This window comes from Synechococcus sp. A15-28 (assembly GCF_014280175.1).
Lineage (GTDB): Bacteria > Cyanobacteriota > Cyanobacteriia > PCC-6307 > Cyanobiaceae > Parasynechococcus.
This window is the reverse complement of record NZ_CP047931.1, coordinates 998,652-1,016,675: the sequence shown is the minus strand read 5'-3', so window position 1 is coordinate 1,016,675 and position 18,024 is coordinate 998,652. Positions and strand designations below refer to the sequence as shown.

Here is an 18,024-nt window from a genome sequence, read left to right as displayed (position 1 = left end):
AGTGTCCTGATGAAATCAATTCTGCCGGGGCAACTCAACGACTGGCCTGGCGCAGCAACAGAGAGCCAGCCCCCAGGGAAATCAACACGGGCAGCCAGGCCGCCAGCAGCGCTGGCAGAACACCCTTCACGCCGAGGGAACTGAAGCTGAAACTGAGGGCGTAGTAGCCAAGGATCAGCAGGATGCTGATGCCGAAGCCCTGGCTGCGACTGGTTCGCGAGCCCGGTCGCGAACCGAGACTGCTGCCGATCAGACCGAACACCACGCAGGCCATGGGGAAGGTGAACTTCTCCTGGATCCGCACCTGCAGCTTGCGGGCGGCTTTGACATTGCCGGCTTCCGCTTCGATGCGCTCGGCCTTGATCGCTTCAGCGATCGTCATGTTGTTGGCGTCATCCGGCAGTCGAGCCACCTTCAGGGGACCAGAACTGAGGGGATAGAGGTAGCGATCGAAATCCACCCGGGTGGTGCTGCCGTTGAGGTTGAGCGTGAGGATCTGACCATCCAGGAATTCCCACTTGGCCTCAGCCTCGTTCCAGAGAGCCCTTTCAGCCACAAGCATCTGGCGGAAACCAGCCCGTGAGAAATCCAGCACCGTGACATCCACCATCTCCCCTTTGTCAAAGCGGCGGGAATAAAACAGTTGCTTGAGGCCGCGACCACTGCGATCAGACCCCGGTTGCGACACCCTGCCGAAACGGGAATAAATGATGTCTTTGCCCTTTTCAGTTGCCAGGGCTCGTCCCAGGGCTTTCTGCAGGGTGACTTCAGCCCGGGTGTTGGCTTTGGGAACGATCACATCGTTGAACAGCAGCGTCATGCCCGTCAGCAGAGCTGACAGCACCAGAGCAGGCACCACCAGACGCACGGTGCTGACCCCGACACTGCGCAAGGCCGTGAGTTCACTGTTTGCCGTCAGCTTGCTGTAGGCCAGCAGGGTGGCGAACAGCGTGGCCATCGGAAACGACAGCACCAGGAACCGCGGCAAGCTCAGCACCATCACCTGCAAGGCGATCCAAGCCGGAAGACCGTCCTCCACCAGCCGGCGCACCAGCTCGAACATCACACCGATGGAAAGCCCCACCACCGTGAAAGCCGCCACCGCAAACAGCAAGGGCGCCAGGATTTCGCCGATCAACCAGCGATCCAGCAGGGGAATTCGACGACACCAGCGGTTCAGCACAGCAATCACAGCTGGAAGGCCTCCCCGAGGTAGTGACGGCGCACAAGAGGATCGTTCGCCACGGTCTCGGACTGCCCACTGGCCAGAATCGATCCGTCGTTGAGGATGTAAGCCCGATCCGTGATCGCCAGGGTCTCCCGGACGTTGTGATCGGTGACCAGGATCCCCATCCCGCGCGAGCGCAACTCCTGGATCAGCTCCTGCAGATCAGCCACCGCCAAGGGATCCACCCCCGCGAAGGGTTCGTCCAGCAACAGATAGCGGGGGCCCTCCGAACCCACAGCCAGAGCCCGGGCCACTTCACAGCGGCGCCGCTCACCACCCGACAGTTGGTAGCCGCAGCGATCGACAAACGCCACCAGGTGAAAGTCCTCGATTAACTGGTCGCGGCGATCACGACGCTGCTGCGAACTCAGATCCATCTGATCGAGGGCAATTTCAAGGTTCTGACGAACCGTCAACTGACGAAAGACACTGGGTTCCTGCGGCAGATAGCCGAGTCCCAGCCTGGCCCGTTTTGGCATCGACAGGGTCGATACAACCTCACCATCGAGGCTGATCACACCGGTATCGGGCCGCAGCAAACCAATCACCAGATTGAAGGTGGTGGTCTTGCCAGCTCCGTTGGGTCCCAGCAGACCAACCACCTCACCGGGTGAGAGATCAAGACTCACGCGGTTGACCAACTGCCTGCCGCCCAGGCTGATGGACACCGTCTCCAGGGAGAGGCTCATGGTTCGGTGCCCGATGACGGGTCCTTCAGAGACCATTGACTGAAGACCTGGCCCCCCTCCACGGGGACGGCCTTGGCGCGATCCTCCCGCAGCAGGTAAATGACCTGATCCGCCCTCAGGGCATGCCCGTCGTTCTGCACCACGTCCACATCGCCACGGAGAACGATTCGCTCCTCCTTGGTGAAATACTGAGCCTGACGGCTCGTGGCCACCACGCCACGGTCCGCGTGCACAATCCGCACATTTCCGCTGGCGGTGACGACACCGGTGCTGTTGTCGGCGGACTGCTGATCGGATTCGATGGTGATCAACCCGTGTCCAAGGCTCTCCTCAGCAGCCATCGGCTCCATGGGGCCTGCAACCAGAAGGGACAGGAGCACGAACAGAGCTGATCGAAGTCGACGCATCGCCCTGATGACCACCGGTTGAGAGCAGGAATTGACGGACACTACCGACACTTCAGGGGGAGGGATTGAGGACGGGGACAGTGCAGGACTCGGGATCACCGTTCTGCTGCAACTGCACCAATCGCTCCTGGACGCAACGGCACAACGCCTGCAGATCGAGCCCTAGATCCGGAGTGCCCGGTCGTTGCAATCGGCCGAGGGCCTCCCCGAAAAGGATCGTGGCTCCGCGCTGGTTGTCCCGTTGGAGATGCAGCTGAGCCACCGCCACCTGCAGGAGTCCCTGCAGGCAGCGTCGTTCCGGATCGGCGGTTTCATGCCAGATCTCCTCCAACACGTCATGGGCGGCGTACCACTCCTGAATGTTGAAAAGGCGGATGGCGTCCTGGAAGCGGGGATCCGCCTCAACCATCAGCGCTTGGCCATCTTCTTGGCTGGCAGCTTGCGCAGTCGGATGGATTCCGGCGTCACCTCAAGCATCTCGTCAGGACCGATATATTCCAGGGCCCGCTCGAGGGTCATCTGCACCGGTGCCTGCAGCGTGTCGAGTTCCTCAGCACCGGCGGAGCGCATGTTGGTGAGCTGTTTGGCCTTGCAGACGTTGATCTCCAGGTCCTGGGGACGATTGTTCTCACCGATGATCATGCCCTTGTAAACCTTGGTGCCGGGCGAGATGAAGAACTGACCGCGGTCCTCGGCGTTCTTGAGGGCGTAGAAGGTGGCGGTGCCTTCCTCGAAGGCGATCAGCACTCCGTTCCGGCGGGTGTCGAAGTCACCCAGCATCGGCCGGTACTCAAAGAAGGAGTGGCTCATGATCCCCTCGCCGCGGGTGGTGCGGATGAACTCACCCCGGAAGCCGATCAAACCGCGGGACGGAACGATGAATTCCAGTTGGGTGCGGCCGTCCTGACCGGTCTCCATGTTCTGCATTTCCCCTTTGCGGGTGCCCAGTTTCTCGATGCAGCCGCCGACGGCCTCCTCAGGCACGTCCATCACGAGGGTTTCCACCGGTTCGCAGGGGGTGCCGTCGATGGTGCGGAAGATCACCTGAGGCTGCGACACCTGGAATTCGTAGCCCTCGCGCCGCATCGTCTCGATCAGGATGCCCAGGTGCAGTTCGCCACGGCCGCTGACGGCAAAGCGATCCGGTGAGTCCGTGTCTTCGACGCGCAGGGCCACGTTCGTGAGCAGCTCCCGCTGCAGACGGTCACGCACCTGACGGCTGGTGACGAACTTGCCTTCCTTGCCGGCGAAGGGGGAGTCGTTGACCACAAAGGTCATCTGCAGGGTCGGCTCATCCACCTTGATCAGCGGCAGAGCGGTGGGCTCATCCGGGCAGGCGATGGTTTCACCGATGTTGACGTCGTCAAAACCAGCCACAGCCACCAGATCACCGGCACTGGCTTCCTCGATCTCCACGCGCTGCAGGCCCTGGAAGCCCAGCAACTTGCTGATGCGGCCTTTCTTCATGCTGCCGTCGTCCTTGATCAGGGAAGCGCTCTGCCCCTGTTTGATCACACCGTTATGGACGCGGCCGATGATGATCCGTCCAAGGAAATCGGAGTAATCGAGGGTGGTGATCTGAAGCTGCAGCGGCTTCTCCACATCACCGACCGGGGGCGGAACATGGCGCAGAATCGCGTCAAACAGCGGCCGAATGTTGTCGCTGTCCGTCTTCATGTCCGGCTTGGCGAATCCGCCGAGACCGCTACCGAATAGATACGGGAAATCGCACTGATCGTCATCGGCACCGAGCTCGATGAACAGATCCAGCACCTTGTCCACGGCGGTCTCGGGATCCACCCGGGCCCGGTCGATCTTGTTGACGAACACGATCGGGCGGAGACCCTGCTCCAGGGCCTTCTTCAGCACGAAGCGCGTCTGGGGCATCGGCCCCTCGTTGGCGTCAACGATCAGCAGACAGCCATCCACCATGCCCAGCACGCGCTCCACTTCTCCGCCGAAATCAGCGTGACCGGGGGTATCGACAATGTTGATGCGGGTGTCGGCGTAATCGACCGCCGTGTTTTTCGACAGGATAGTGATGCCGCGCTCACGCTCCAGATCATTGGAGTCCATGACGCAGGTGGGCACCGCTTCGTTGTCGCGGAAGATGCCTGATTGCGCCAGCAGGGAATCAACCAGGGTGGTTTTGCCATGGTCAACGTGAGCGATGATCGCGATGTTGCGAATCGCCTTGTGCTGGGCGCTCATGCGGGTTGACCGTTTGAATTTGTGAAGAACGCCCAAAGGCGCAGGGCGAAAGGTTATCTCAACGTGAGATTTGACTGGTGCGTTCCGGACCCTTTACACGCAGGCTCCCTCGGGTCACGCCAAGCTGGTGATGGACCCGCTCCTGACTCCAGACCTCCCCTGAAGCACGCCGCCCCAAAAGCGCATCGGCGTAAAGCCTCACCCGGCGCTGCGTCGACGCGGCATCCTCATCCAACAGTTCAAGGCGGACCTGACGCACTCCGGCCTGCAGCAAAGCCGGCAGACCCTCCACGCCGGTTTGCGCCGTGCCGTTGAACAGGGTGTTGCGACAACCGAGATCAGCTCGCAACGGGTGCTCGACGCCACTGCGATCCTTCAACGTGACGCTGTGGTGCTCACAGGGACGACCGCAATCGGTGTGGTCATGCCCCTCGGAGAGGAAGGCGCAGAACACACAGTGATCCATGTGAAACAAAGGCATGTGCTGATGTAGGGTGGCCTCAAGTCGACTGGCATCCACGCCGGCCGCCAGATCCAGCAACTGCTGCAGGTTGAGGTCGTAGCTGGCGGTCACCCGCTCCAGCCCCCAGTGCTCCAGATACCAGCGGACGCTGAGGGGGTTGGCCGCGTTCAGGGAAAAATCTCCGACGCAGGGAGCCAATGGCGTGAGGCGTTCCAATTGATCGGCATTGCGCACCAGGTAGCCGTCGGGACGGGCGCGGATCAAGGGCTCCAGACTCCAGGCTTCATCGGGCCTGGTGATCCGTGCCCCCGCCAGCCAGAGTCCATCGGGCCAGTGGCCACGACCGATGGCCACCGCTTCCCGCAGGTCCCGCGGCTGCTCCAGCTCCGCCACCACAGAAGCGATCGGCAGGCCTGAAAGCGGGATCAGGGCCTCGAGCTGGCCCAGGCTGCGCACCAACACAACGAGGCTGGGCTCCTCCATAGAGGGCTGGGGTGCGATCGACGGGGACAGCTGCTGCAGCAGGGAGGGAACATCCGCAGCGGTCCTCGTGGACGATGCCGGGGACGGCGGCGGGGAGGGCTCCAGGGACTGAAGCTGCTTCAGCAGTTCCCGCCGCATCCGGTTCAGCTCCGCTACCGGCAGGAACAAATCCCCCTCAAGATCCAGCTCCAGTCGTTCAAGCAACCAACCGCTGCCGCCAAGCCGTCCCAGCTGCTCCTCCAGACGCTGACGATCGAGAGGACGTTGCTGGGCCGCCTGCAGGGGCATGGAGCTGCGGATTCGCGTTTCACCGTGAAGGTATTCGAGCAGCAGTGGCTGATCCAAGCGGCCGCGAACCCGCAGCTGCAGCCCGATGGACTGGCCGGCGGTCGGACGTTGGGCAGCCCGCTGCCAGTGGCTGTCCCAGGAGGGATCGCTGGTGAGCCAGACCGATGCGCCGGCGGACAGATCGCGGAGATTGAGGCGACCCGGACCGAGTTTCAGCCGCAACCGCTCACGGCCGAGCCGCTCCACCACCATCACCCGCCCTCCGACCTCGTCCGGGGGCTCAAGAGGTGACGCGGACCGGCGTTCCAGCACCAGGCCATGACCGGGACGCAAGGCTTCCCGGCTGCGGATCTGCAGCCAACCACGTCGGTCCACCTGCAACAACTGCCCCACCAAAGGGCCTCGTTTCTTGCTCCAACGACCATGGACGAGTTGGCGGTGGTTCACCCCTTGCAACCAACCCGTGGAGAGTCCCCGGGAAAAGGCAAGCTCCAACTGGCGCTGGGGGTCATCCGGTTCTGCAGCGTCAAGGCCCTGATCGAGGCCACGGCGATAGGCATCCGTCACCGCCGCCACGTAGGTCGGGTCCTTCAGGCGGCCTTCGATCTTGAGGCTGGCGATGCCGATGCGCTGCAGATCCGGCAGCACAGGCCAGGCCGCCAGATCCTGAGGAGACAACAGATACCGCTGATCACCCAGGGGTCGGGGCACGCCGTCGACGATCAATTCATAGGGAAGCCGGCAGGCCTGGGCACATTCACCACGGTTGGCACTGCGTTGGCCAAGGGACTCACTGGTCAGGCACTGACCGGAATAAGCCACACACAAGGCGCCATGGACGAAGACCTCCAGTGGCATCGCCAGATGCCTGGCCTGCAACTGTCCCTGCAGGCGCTCCAGATCGTTGAGGGCAAGTTCCCGGGCCAGCACCACCCGTTCACAGCCCAGTGAGGCCGCCTGCGCCACGCCAGCAGCACTGGTGATGGACATCTGCGTGGAGCCATGCAGTGCCAGATTCGGCACCAGGGTTCGTGCCAGTCGACAGATCCCCACGTCCTGAACAATCACCGCATCGACCCCTGCCCCCTCTGCAGCGATCAGCAGTGCGGCAGCTCGTTCCAGCTCGTCGCTGAACACGAGCACATTGAAGGTGAGGAACCCCTTCACCTGGCGCTCATGCAGCCAGGTCATCACCTCTGCCAGTTCTTCAATACGGAAGTTCTCCGCCCGCTGGCGGGCATTGAAGGCATCGACACCGAAATAGACCGCATCGGCCCCGTTGGCGACGGCGGCCTTGAGACAGTCCCAGTCACCGGCTGGGGAGAGCAGTTCAGGGTTGGTCAAGGGCGTCTGGAGGTGAACCGCCGGGCCGCCTCAAACTGCCGCAACGCCTGGGCCGTGCCCTGGAAACGCCAATGCCAGGGCTCGTACATCACCCCCTGCTGATTTCCCCTGGGAAAGGACAGAACAAAGTGATAACGCGCTGCGTTGTCCTGGAGCCAGCGAAAAGCCCGGGTCTGCTCAAAGCTCTGGGACAGGTGGGTCTCCGGAGCCGCTCCATCGCCCAGATCAATGGCATATCCAGTGCTGTGCTCGGAATAACCCGGTGGTGCCGACACCTGCGCCCGTTCTTCCGCCGTCTGATTCCGTTCCGAGGCGATGTCAAAAAAGATCGACTCCTGCAGCGCCTGGGAGCGATAGCCGCTCAACAGACGTAAATCCACGCCCTCTGCCAGACCGGCCCGCATCATGGCGTCGAGAGCCTCGGCGGCATCCACCTGCAGCTCAATCCCGGGCTCGAAGCTGACGCGTTGATCAGCGGGGACTTCCTCATAACGGAAGTGCCCAAGCAGCCGCCCGTCCTCGTCCGGACGCTGTCGGAAGCCCTCCACTTCCAGCTGTTGCGCCTGCTGCACCGGTGCTGGTCGATCGGATCCCAGCAGCACCGTGGCGGTACCGGCCACAAGCACAATGAACGCTGCCAGGCCGAACAATGGACCTGCTCCTCGACGGCGCTGCCGGGAGGAGGCAGCCCGACGGGCAACGGGAATGTCTCCGCTTGGAGGGCGTCGCGCGGAGGAGGCCCGGGCCACAGCGCTGATGCGTGTTGTTTCGATCGTAGGGGCGTGTGCCAGCGGGGCCCACGTTGGCTATCAACTGAGTGGTAGCTTCAAAAATCAATCCAGCGGAGTTGGACTGAGATGTTGCGTGTTGCGGTTATCGGTGGCGGTCCAAGTGGATCCTGCGCCGCTGAAATTCTGGCCAAGGCCGGAATCCAGACCTGGCTGTTTGAACGCAAGCTGGATAACGCCAAACCCTGTGGTGGAGCGATTCCTCTCTGCATGGTCGAGGAATTCGACCTGCCGGACGACATCATCGACCGCAAGGTTCGCAACATGAAGATGATTTCGCCGTCCAATCGAGAGGTGGACATCAAGCTGGACCCCCTCGGTTACGACGACAACGCCTACATCGGCATGTGCCGACGCGAGGTCTTTGATGCCTATCTGAGAAACCGTGCCGCAGACCTCGGCACCACGCTGGTGAACGGTCTGGTCCAGAAAATCGACACCGGCAGCAACCGGCAGGGGCCCTACACCCTTCATTACGCCGATTACAGCGGCGGTGGCCCCACCGGAGAACAGAAGAGCCTGGATGTGGACCTGATCATCGGCGCCGATGGTGCCAACTCCCGGGTCGCCAAAGCGATGGATGCCGGTGATTACAACGTGGCCATCGCCTTCCAGGAACGGATCAAACTTCCGGCGGAAGAGATGACCTACTACGAGGATCTGGCGGAGATGTACGTCGGTACCGACGTTTCACCGGACTTCTACGCCTGGGTCTTCCCCAAATACGACCATGTGGCCGTTGGCACCGGCACCATGCAGCAGAACCAGAGCCTGATCAAGGGTCTGCAGAAGGGGATCCGGGAGCGGGCCAACAAGCGCCTGTTCAAGGGCGAAGTGATCAAGGTTGAAGCCCACCCCATCCCTGAGCACCCACGTCCTCGGCGTGTGGTCGGCCGGATGGCGTTGGTGGGTGATGCCGCCGGCTACGTCACCAAGAGCTCCGGTGAGGGCATCTATTTCGCTGCCAAAAGCGGTCGGATGTGCGCGGAAGCCATCGTTGAGATCTCCAAGAACGGCTCGGTGATTCCCACCGAGAAGCAGATCAAATCCACCTACCTCAAGCGGTGGGACCGTAAGTACGGCGCCACCTACGCCGTACTCGACATTTTGCAGCGGATCTTCTATCGCAATGACGCCGCCCGAGAGGCCTTCGTCGAGATGTGCGACGACAAGGACGTTCAGAAGCTCACCTTCGACAGCTACCTCTACAAACGCGTGGTGCTGATGAATCCCTGGCAGCAGGTGAAGCTGACCCTCCGCACCCTCGGCAGCCTGCTTCGGGGTGAAGCGTTGGCACCGTCGAACTACACAGCGGTGCCATCGGCAGTGGGTCGTTCCGATGGTGACTTCCTGGCGGAAGAAGCGGTTCAGGCGGTGAAGGCCCAGGCCAAACGCGAAGACAAAGCCACCATCAGCTGATGGTGGCTTGCACTGAGTCAATCACTGACGCTGATCAGCTGCCTTGCTGGCAGCGTCCTTGATTCGCTCGATGCCCTTCTCCAGGTTGCGGCCAGGGGCCGTTTCCTTACGGGTGGTGGACCAGACGTTGATCGCATAGATCGCTGCAGCCGCGATGATCAGCGCAGCAACGATGGTTCCGAGGCCGTTGCCGCCCTGCTTGATCACAACCGGGGGTTGGGAACTCTGCTGCTCAGTGGTGTTGGTCTCCTCAGGCATGGGGATGGTTCGTCACGAACAATCCATAGCTCTGCACCATCAGGCTGACCAGGAAAATGTCAGATCTGGATCAGATCGAACCTGGCCAGGACAGCGGCCTGATTGCGCAACACCCCGAGAAGATTGAGCCTGTTGCGGCGCAACTGAGCGTCGTCCGCCATCACCATCACGCTGTCGTCGCCATCAAAGAAGGCTTCCAGCACCGGGGTGGCCTTCACCAGGGCTTCCGCAAGATCGCTGTAGCGGCGTTCCGACGCCAGAGGTTCAAGCCGGCCGAGGATGTCGTACATCGCTGATTCACTTGGAGACTCAAAGAGCTCCGGAGTCACCACAGCTGACACCGAGAGATCGCTCTCTGCGAGATCACCCTTCTCTGCCAAGCGCGCAGCCCGCTGAACCACCGCCATCAGTGCCGGCAACGCCTCCGACTGGCGCAGGGAATTCAACAGATCGAGGCGCTCGCGCACATCCATGGGGTCCGCCAGCAAGCGCTCCATCGCCACCGACTCTCCGGCAACGGCCTGCACAAGATCGGGGGCGAAACCCTCGTCCTCCAGCTGGGAGACAATCCGCTGACGCAGCAGCAGGCATAGATCCTGATGCAGTGATGGGGCATCGATGGCGAACTCCGGGAACAGGCCAACCCAGTCCTCCACCGCGGAACGGAGGAAACCGCTCAGATCAAGCCTCCAGCCGCGATCCCAGAGAATCTGCAACAGGCCGTTGCCAGCACGCCGCAGGGCATAGGGGTCCGAAGACCCGCTGGGTCGTTCACCCTTGGCGAAGATGCTCAGCAACAACTCCAGCCGTTCCGCTAAGGCCACCACGGCACCGGCATCGCTGCTGGGGAGCTGATCTCCGGCGCCCCGGGGCAGGTAGTGCTCCACCACCGCCAGGGCGACCTGCCGTGTTTCCCCCTGCTCCAGCAAATATTTGCCACCCATGAGTCCCTGCAGCTCAGGAAACTCGCCAACCATTTGGCTGACGAGATCGTGCTTGCAGAAGTGGGCGGCCCGGATGGCGGCCTCACCTTGGGACGGATCCAGGCTGAGCTGGTTCACCAGCTGATTCGCGATGCGCTCGATCCGGCGGCAACGGTCCAGCAGGCTTCCCAGCCCCTCAGCGAAGGTGACGCGTTCAAGAGCATCGCGACGGCTGCTGCTGGGCTGACGCCGGTCCACGGCCAGGAAGAACTCCGCATCCGCCAGACGAGCCGCCAGAACCCGTTCATTGCCCCTGGTGATCAATGCATCCGCCTGCTCAAGGCCATTGCCCACTAGCAGGAACTCCCGTTGGAGCACGCCAGTGGCCGCCAGTTGCAAAGGATCCGGAGTCACCTCAGGAACCTTCAGCGGCACGTAGCGCTGGTGCGCCTGCATCACGGTGATGATCACTTCCGGCGGCAGCGCCAGAAACCGATCGGCGATGGCGCCCTGCAGCAGCCGCGGCGATTCAACGAGATCCACCAACTCTTCAAAGAGCGACTCAGGACAATCCGGCGCTCCGTTGAGCTGATCCGCTGAGGCCTTGAGCTGCGAACGGATCAGCTCAGCCCGTTCCTTGCGTTCAACGATGACGCCAGCGGATGTGAGGGCGTTGCTGTAGTCCTCAGCGCTGTCGATCGGAACAGGTTGATCGCCGTGCAGGCGGTGGCCGCGGCTGAAACGATCACTGCACACCGGTGGATCAGCACCCGGCAGTTCCACCGGAATCAGATCCTTCCCCTTCAAGGCCAGCAGCCAGCGAATCGGTCGACTGAAACGCTGGCTTCCGGTTCCCCAGCGCATGAAGCGTCGGCCCTGAAGACCGTTGATCCAGGAGGGGATCAGATCCTGAAGCAGGTCAACGCTGTCCTGCCCCGCGGTCCGCACGCTGGCGAACACGCAATCCCCTTTCGGCGTCTCGCGCACTTCAAGCTGTGACGGATCCACACCGCAGCGTTTGGCGAAGCCGATCGCCGCTGGGCCGGGAACTCCATCCTTGAAGGCCTGGGCGACAGGAGGCCCCTTGCGTTCCTCGTCCAGATCAGGTTGACGGTCCGCCAATCCGTCCACGCGGACCACAAGCCGACGTGGTGTGCCGTTGACCTGAACATCGCCGTGGTCAAGACGGCTGTCCCGCAGATCGCGGCCCACCCGCTCATGCAGCTGGTCAAGGGCCTGACGGACGAAATCGGCTGGTAATTCCTCTGTGCCGATCTCAAGAAGAAAGGTTGAAGTCACGCCGTCAACACTGCGGGTGGCGACTGTATTGGAAGCCGTTTCGCTACCTTCAATTCATCAACACCGGAAGCGCGTGAGCGACGGGGCTGCAGTTGAACAACAGGAGACCGAAATCAGTCTCCCAAAAGCGGAACAACGGAAGCTGGACAGCGACCACCTGCGGGAGCCGCTGCTGAGCGAACTTGGGAATGAACTGCCCAATTTCAGCGAAGACGCCCTGCAGATCCTCAAGTTCCACGGCAGTTACCAGCAGGACGATCGCGACAAACGCGAGAAGGGGAAGGACAAGACCTGGCAGATGATGCTGCGCCTGCGCAGCCCCGGTGGTCGCATCCCCGCACGGTTGTTTCTCGCCCTGGATGACCTCTCCGATCGGCTGGGGGACGGCACCCTGCGGGCCACAACCCGGCAGGCCTTCCAGATGCATGGCATCCCCAAGGCCGATTTGAAAGAAGTAATCGGCACTATCGTGCGCAACCTGGGTTCCACCCTGGCGGCCTGTGGTGACATCAACCGCAATGTGATGGCTCCTGCCGCTCCATTCGAAAAAGGCGGCTACCCGGCAGCACGGCGGCTGGCCGACGAGATCGCCGATCTGTTGAGTCCTGAAGCTGCCGAAGGCTCCTACCTCGACCTCTGGGTGGACGGCGATCTCAGCTATCGCTTCAGCCCGCCAGCGGCCGTTCGCCGCGCTCGCAAACGCCAGTTGGAGCCAGGTGTGTTCTCCGGCAGTGAGGCGGAGCCGCTCTATGGCGACACCTACCTCCCCAGAAAATTCAAGGTCGCCGTCACCGTGCCCGGTGACAACTCGGTGGATCTACTGACCCAGGACATCGGCCTCGTGGCTTTCACCGATCCTTCCGGTGATCTGAGGGGCTGCAACGTGTACGTGGGTGGTGGCATGGGCCGCACCCATAACAAGGAAGAGACCTTTGCCCGCATCGCCGATCCCCTCGGTTACGTGGATGCTGCAGACGTTTTTGATCTGCTCCAGGCGATCGTGGCGCTGCAGCGGGATCACGGTGACCGCCGGATTCGTCGCCACGCCCGGATGAAATACCTGCTGGAGGATCGCGGCATCGCTTGGTTCCGCAATGAGCTGAAAACCAACTACTTCTCCAGACCGCTCAAGGGTCTCCGCAACGAACCCAAACCCAAGCTGCTCGACTACCTGGGCTGGCACCGTCAGAAGGCAGGTCTGTGGTTTGTCGGTCTGCCGCTTCTCTGCGGCCGGCTGAAGGGTGAGATGAAGCAGGGTCTGCGCGCCATCGTCGACACCTATCAACTGGAAATCCGCCTGACGGCCAACCAGGATCTGCTGCTGTGCAACATCGGGACTGCCCAGCGGGCCACGATCAAAGCTGAGCTAGCGGCCCTTGGCTTCGAACTGCCCGATGCACCCGCTCCTCTCGCCCGGCACGCCATTGCCTGCCCGGCGTTGCCGACCTGCGGTCTGGCGATCACGGAATCGGAACGGATCCTGCCAAGCGTGCTGGATCGCCTGGATGCTCAACTACGTCGTCTCGAGATCGACAAGTCGATGTTGATCCGAATGACCGGGTGCCCCAATGGTTGTGCACGGCCCTACATGGCTGAGCTGGCCCTGGTGGGCAGCGGCGTGAACCAGTACCAGCTGTGGCTGGGCGGCAGCGCCAACCTGCAGCGCCTGGCCCAGCCCTTCCTGCAACGCATGCCGCTGGATGAGCTGGAACAAACCATCGAACCGCTTCTGATCAGCTGGAAACAGGCTGGCGGTCGCCGCAGCTTCGGCGACCATGTGGAGAAACTCGGCGATCAGGCGGTGAGTGAGCTGCTGGGTGCCGCTGCATAGATCGCCTTGGTGGCTCCGGTTCTCCAGGCCCACAGCTGATCTCCATGGCTGAAATGCCACCACTCATTCGGGTGCTGGGCAAAACCGGCGGCTTCCATCACCGAAGCAAGAAGTTGCCGGCGTTGATGCCACGTTGCTGCTTCAGTGTTCGGGGCCGCGCCCGCGTAGTGGTCTGGCTCTGAGATCACATCCACGGCATCAATGGCTCCCCCCATGGGCAGGGTGATTCCATCCCGCTGGCTGGCCAGGGTGAGATCCACCGCTGCCCCAGTGCTGTGGGGAGGCGGTGTTGAGGGATCAGGGCTCGGTGGCGCCCAGAAGCGTCCGACCGCGTTCCGCACAGCGGCTAGTTGCTGGGCATCAGCCCGATCGATACCGCGTCGGTTGATTTCAGCTGCAACCGCCTGCTCCACCATGTAGGCCTGCACCGCCAGAGGCCTCCAGGCATCAAAAATGGCCAGCCGCAGCTGCGGCTGACGGGCCTGAAGCTCCTCCTGCGCTGCCAGAAGACGCTGCACCACCCCGGATCGCAGTTGAAACGGATCGGCGTTCGGTCCGTAGGGGGCGCCGGCCTCGACATAGGGGTGTGGCTCCAGCCGCAACAAGGCCGGCGGCAACGCCACAAGAGCGTCTCCGTTCTCGTGGATGGGACGATCACTCCAGGGACGCATGGGTTGGCTGGCAGCAGACATGGTCTAGGGGTTCAGTTCAGAGGTGCCGCCCCGCTGAGCCGGCGCTGCTGCTCCTCCAACAGCGAGAGAAGTGCAACGTGATCGGACAGATCCGGGTCCTGCTCCATCAGCTGTTGGGCCGCCGCCCGGGCGTCCTCAAGCACGGCACCATCATCCGCCAGGCTGGCCAACGCCAGGTCGGGAAGTCCGGACTGCCGGGTTCCCAGCACCTGACCCGGCCCCCGCAGGCGCAGGTCCATTTCGGCGATCTCGAAGCCGTCGTTGGAACGCACCAGCACCTCCAGACGCTGTCGAGCCAGAGGATTGGAACTGCCATTGATCAACAGGCAGTGGGAGGCGGCCTCACCACGGCCAACCCTGCCGCGCAGCTGATGCAGCTGAGCCAATCCGAAACGTTCGGCATGGTCGATCACCATCACGCTGGCCTCGGGCACATCTACGCCCACTTCCACCACCGTGGTGGACACGAGCACCTGGCTGCAGCCGTCGGCAAAGTCCCGCAGCACGGCCTGCTTATCGGCACTGTTCAAGCGACCGTGCAGCAGACCGACCGTCAGCTCCGGGAACACCTCTGAGGCCAGTTCCGCGTGAACCTCCACAGCTGATCGCAGCTCGAGTTTCTCGGATTCCTCCACCAGGGGCAGTACCACATAGGCCCGTTGGCCACGGGCCACCGCTTCACGGATCAGCTCATAGGCCTGCGACCGCTGAGCAGCCGTCAGCATGGCGGTGCGGATGGGCGTCCGTCCCGGCGGCAGTTCATCGATCTGACTGACGTCCAGGTCGCCATGGAGAGACAGCGCCAGGGTGCGGGGTATCGGTGTGGCGGTCATCGTGAGCAGATGGGGCTGCAGGCCCTTGTTGAGCAATCGGTCCCGCTGGTGCACTCCGAAGCGGTGCTGCTCATCCACCACCACCAGTCCCAGGCGGGAAAACACCACGGGATCCTCCAGCAGGGCATGGGTGCCGACCAGAACCTTCAAAGAGCCATTGGCCAGGTCATCGAGCAGTTGTCGCCGTTTGCTCCGCGGCGTTGCCCCGGTGAGCAACTCCACCGTCACATGCAGTGGAGGAAGCCAGCGGCAGAGGTTGCGATGGTGCTGCTCAGCCAAGACCTCTGTGGGGGCCATCAACGCCCCCTGCCAGCCGGAACTGATGGTGCTCAGCAGCGCCGCAATGGCCACGACGGTCTTGCCGGAACCGACATCCCCCTGCACCAAGCGAGCCATGGGCTGGGAACGTTGCAGATCAGCCTCGATTTCGGCGAAAACCCGCTCCTGGGCAGCCGTGAAGGCAAAGGGCAGGGACGCCATAAATTGCCCCACCAGCCCATCACCGCGCCGGATCAACTCCAGCTGGGGGGAAGGACGCTGGCGCAGGCTTCGCCTGCGCCGCAGCAATCCGAGCTGCAGCATCAGGAATTCGTCGAACACCAGCCGACGCCGGGCCCGATCCAACTGGCTCGGATCGTCCGGTGCGTGCAGTCCCTGGAATGCTTCCGGAAGGCTGACCAACGACCAGTGGCGACATTCGGTCTGGCTGAGGGGGTCCTGCCAGGTGCGTGCCAGGGGCAACACTTGATCCATCAGTTGCCGGAAGCGATCCGCCGCAACCCCTTCAGTCAGGCCATAAACCGGCATCAGACGACCGATGTTGCGGGACCGCACCTCGGCATTGCTGCTTTCCAGCACCTCGATCAACGGGTCCTGGAACGTCACCCCGTAGGGCCCTTCTTTGATCAGACCACTGACGGCCACCGTCGCCCCTTGGGGATAAAGCCGCTGTTGCCCCTTGAGATAAGCCGGCGAACTGAACCGCTTACCCGCCAGAAACCGTGTGACCTTGATCCGACCCGTGGGGTCCTGGAGCTGCAGCTCCAGAATCGCCAGATTCGGATTGCGCGGACTGACGAAACCGTTGCAGCGGCGGATGGTGGCCACGATCGTGGCGGTTTCTCCAACCACGAGGGCCTCGATCCGACGGCGGGTGGCGTAGTCGACGTGGTCTCGCGGATAATGCTTCAGCAGGTCCCGCACCAGCAGCAGACCGATGGCGGCCAGTCGACCTGCCAGCTTCGGGCCCACGCCACGCAGCTGCGTCAACGGACTGTCCAGACCCAGCTCTCGCAGTGGTGCCGACGTGCTGGAGGATGCCACTCGCAGCCGCGGCGGTGCCATCGGCGCTGAAGGTTCAAGGCGGAGCCGCAACTCATGCAGCCATTGACGGGTGTCCGTGACCAGCCGTCGGCGACCGCTTTCTGCCAGATCCCCATAACCAACAAAGCCTTGCTGCAGGCCCCGCAGGCGATCCTCGACACCGGGGGGGTAAGGCAGCGCCGGCGGTTCAGACAGCTGATGAATCAAAAAGCCATCAAACCGTTGCTGCCGGCCCTGGAGATTGTTGAAACCGGTTTCAACCTCAAGCGAAAGTGCCTGCTGCAGAGGCTTGAGCCAACACAGCAATACACTGAGCTGCTCACGGTTCAGTCCCCGGGGGTCTTGGGATCGGAGGGAATCTGCCAAGGCTTGCGAGCTTCACGATCCAGACAGCGACGCTCCCAGTGGCGCTGCTGCCTAACCATTTTGAACAGTTCCTGTTGCTGGTCGCGCAGGCGACGACGGCAACGTCGCAGTCGGAAGCTGTCGAATTCCAGCTCACTGCTACGCACCAGCACACAGAGAACATCCATCCCTGGGCCCAGCTGTCCCATGGCGAGAGGCAACTGAAGCCTCAGCAGATTGGAGGGTGCCGCCTGCGTTTCCATCTGACCGTTCAAGGCGGCCTCCAGCAGATTCACCGGCAGCAGGGCTTGGGCCAGACCGGAACGCAGCAGTTGAACATTCACGGCATGGGAGAGGTTCCGCAGCCGTCGCGCCAGGGCCAGATCCATGGCGTCCATCCACTGCAGCAACGCCACCGGCATGGTCGGTAACAGGTTGTTCCGCTCCTCGGATGATGGAGCTCCGCTGGAGGATCCAACCAATGACCCCGCGCTTCCGGGCTGCTCAAGCGCCTCACCAGCAAGCTCGAACAACGATCTGAGAACGTCGAGATCCCCTGGAACATCGCCGTCGCCAGGATCCCGTGGGGGTTGCGGCTCAGACTGTGGTGGTGGTTCGGCAGGGACCTGGCTCAGAGGAGGCTGGGTCTGAGGCGGCTGATCGTGCTGGGATGACTTCTTGCGCCGGAAGGACGGGGTCGGATGAATGCCGAAACGCTGGGGTTGATCGAGGGGTGGAGCCATGCTCAGCTCAACGGAGCCTTCGGACCCTCCAGGTGAAGGATCAACCTGCTGAGGATCATTCCCACTCTGCTGTTGCTGAGCAACCTGTTGCAGCCCCTGGAGCATCTGACGGCTGGCCCTTGCCTGATGCCTCAGCTGTTCCTGCTGGATCTGATCAGCCAGATGCATCTGCTGTTCCACCGTCAGCAGAACCGAACAACGGTTGATCAGATTGTCGTTCGCCGCATGGAAGCGAATTCTCTGACCGTCCGTGAGCTGATCGAGCCTGAGGGGATCCGTCTCCGACATCAACGAGAACAGAGCCTGACGGACAGCAGGGCCAAGCTCATCCCTCAGAACCTGAAGGTAGAGAGCCTGTTCGCGATAGACGGCAATCGAACGAAGCCGGCACAACCTTCCCAGGCGTGCCAGCTGCTCGTTCGGGTCATAGGCGGACGACGGGTCCGTGACGGGCACC

The 18,024-nt window shown here is 62.5% G+C and carries 14 protein-coding genes; 2 read left to right on the top strand and 12 right to left on the bottom strand.

Features of this window, described 5'->3' with window-relative positions:
* Window positions 1-34 precede the first annotated feature (34 nt).
* The 7 genes from SynA1528_RS05535 to SynA1528_RS05505 are packed head-to-tail and all read right to left on the bottom strand — an operon-like array spanning window position 35 to window position 7,862.
* Window positions 35-1,192 (bottom strand): LptF/LptG family permease, encoded by a 1,158-nt coding sequence (locus SynA1528_RS05535; RefSeq protein WP_186588053.1) that lies wholly within the window; start codon window positions 1,190-1,192, stop codon window positions 35-37.
* Window positions 1,189-1,917, bottom strand: a complete 729-nt coding sequence (gene lptB, locus SynA1528_RS05530; RefSeq protein ID WP_186588052.1) for an LPS export ABC transporter ATP-binding protein — start codon at window positions 1,915-1,917, stop codon at window positions 1,189-1,191. The genes SynA1528_RS05535 and lptB overlap by 4 nt, the downstream gene beginning before the upstream one ends.
* Window positions 1,914-2,324 (bottom strand): LptA/OstA family protein, encoded by a 411-nt coding sequence (locus SynA1528_RS05525; protein ID WP_502707734.1) that lies wholly within the window; start codon window positions 2,322-2,324, stop codon window positions 1,914-1,916. Before SynA1528_RS05525 ends, lptB begins: the two co-directional genes overlap by 4 nt.
* Before the next feature lie 52 nt (window positions 2,325-2,376).
* Window positions 2,377-2,733, bottom strand: a complete 357-nt coding sequence (locus SynA1528_RS05520) for a DUF309 domain-containing protein (protein ID WP_186588050.1) — start codon at window positions 2,731-2,733, stop codon at window positions 2,377-2,379.
* Window positions 2,733-4,535, bottom strand: coding sequence for a translational GTPase TypA (typA, locus tag SynA1528_RS05515; RefSeq protein ID WP_186588049.1), 1,803 nt, complete (start codon window positions 4,533-4,535; stop codon window positions 2,733-2,735). Before typA ends, SynA1528_RS05520 begins: the two co-directional genes overlap by 1 nt.
* Before the next feature lie 58 nt (window positions 4,536-4,593).
* Window positions 4,594-7,113, bottom strand: a complete 2,520-nt coding sequence (locus tag SynA1528_RS05510) for a peptidase U32 family protein (protein WP_186588048.1) — start codon at window positions 7,111-7,113, stop codon at window positions 4,594-4,596.
* On the bottom strand, window positions 7,110-7,862 hold the full coding sequence (locus tag SynA1528_RS05505; protein ID WP_186588047.1) for a M15 family metallopeptidase: 753 nt from the start codon (window positions 7,860-7,862) through the stop codon (window positions 7,110-7,112). The genes SynA1528_RS05510 and SynA1528_RS05505 overlap by 4 nt, the downstream gene beginning before the upstream one ends.
* A gap of 108 nt (window positions 7,863-7,970) precedes the next feature.
* Between SynA1528_RS05505 and chlP the strand changes: the two genes are divergently transcribed.
* Window positions 7,971-9,320 carry a geranylgeranyl reductase gene (gene chlP / locus SynA1528_RS05500; protein ID WP_186588046.1) on the top strand — a complete coding sequence of 450 codons (1,350 nt, stop codon included), beginning with the start codon at window positions 7,971-7,973 and terminating at the stop codon, window positions 9,318-9,320.
* Between the two features lie 21 nt (window positions 9,321-9,341).
* Here chlP and SynA1528_RS05495 read toward each other — a convergent pair whose 3' ends face one another.
* Both SynA1528_RS05495 and glyS read right to left on the bottom strand, forming a co-directional pair.
* Window positions 9,342-9,578 carry a hypothetical protein gene (locus SynA1528_RS05495; RefSeq protein ID WP_286187920.1) on the bottom strand — a complete coding sequence of 79 codons (237 nt, stop codon included), beginning with the start codon at window positions 9,576-9,578 and terminating at the stop codon, window positions 9,342-9,344.
* A gap of 59 nt (window positions 9,579-9,637) precedes the next feature.
* Window positions 9,638-11,800: a glycine--tRNA ligase subunit beta gene (glyS, locus tag SynA1528_RS05490; protein WP_186588045.1), complete on the bottom strand. Its 2,163-nt coding sequence runs from the start codon at window positions 11,798-11,800 to the stop codon at window positions 9,638-9,640.
* Between the two features lie 73 nt (window positions 11,801-11,873).
* On the opposite strand from glyS, the gene SynA1528_RS05485 reads away from it, so the two are divergent.
* Window positions 11,874-13,631: an NADPH-dependent assimilatory sulfite reductase hemoprotein subunit gene (locus SynA1528_RS05485; protein WP_186588044.1), complete on the top strand. Its 1,758-nt coding sequence runs from the start codon at window positions 11,874-11,876 to the stop codon at window positions 13,629-13,631.
* Here SynA1528_RS05485 and SynA1528_RS05480 read toward each other — a convergent pair.
* Genes SynA1528_RS05480 through SynA1528_RS05470 form a run of 3 tightly spaced genes read right to left on the bottom strand, consistent with a single transcriptional unit; the run spans window position 13,595 to window position 18,023 of the window.
* Window positions 13,595-14,323, bottom strand: a complete 729-nt coding sequence (locus SynA1528_RS05480; RefSeq protein ID WP_286187919.1) for a M15 family metallopeptidase — start codon at window positions 14,321-14,323, stop codon at window positions 13,595-13,597. The genes SynA1528_RS05485 and SynA1528_RS05480 overlap by 37 nt on opposite strands.
* An 11-nt stretch (window positions 14,324-14,334) precedes the next feature.
* A complete protein-coding gene (recG, locus tag SynA1528_RS05475; protein WP_286187918.1) occupies window positions 14,335-16,845 on the bottom strand; it encodes an ATP-dependent DNA helicase RecG in 2,511 nt (836 codons plus the stop codon).
* A complete protein-coding gene (locus SynA1528_RS05470; protein WP_186588043.1) occupies window positions 16,806-18,023 on the bottom strand; it encodes a hypothetical protein in 1,218 nt (405 codons plus the stop codon). Before SynA1528_RS05470 ends, recG begins: the two co-directional genes overlap by 40 nt.
* Window position 18,024: the final 1 nt, after the last annotated feature.

Bases quoted from the DNA above. Each gene is read 5' to 3' on its own strand.
- SynA1528_RS05520 (WP_186588050.1), bottom strand. From the start codon at position 2,733: ATGGTTGAGGCGGATCCCCGCTTCCAGGACGCCATCCGCCTTTTCAAC.
- chlP (WP_186588046.1), top strand. From the start codon at position 7,971: ATGTTGCGTGTTGCGGTTATCGGTGGCGGTCCAAGTGGATCCTGCGCC.
- lptB (WP_186588052.1), bottom strand. From the start codon at position 1,917: ATGAGCCTCTCCCTGGAGACGGTGTCCATCAGCCTGGGCGGCAGGCAG.
- SynA1528_RS05525 (WP_502707734.1), bottom strand. From the start codon at position 2,324: ATGCGTCGACTTCGATCAGCTCTGTTCGTGCTCCTGTCCCTTCTGGTT.
- typA (WP_186588049.1), bottom strand. From the start codon at position 4,535: ATGAGCGCCCAGCACAAGGCGATTCGCAACATCGCGATCATCGCTCAC.
- SynA1528_RS05495 (WP_286187920.1), bottom strand. From the start codon at position 9,578: ATGCCTGAGGAGACCAACACCACTGAGCAGCAGAGTTCCCAACCCCCG.
- SynA1528_RS05480 (WP_286187919.1), bottom strand. From the start codon at position 14,323: ATGTCTGCTGCCAGCCAACCCATGCGTCCCTGGAGTGATCGTCCCATC.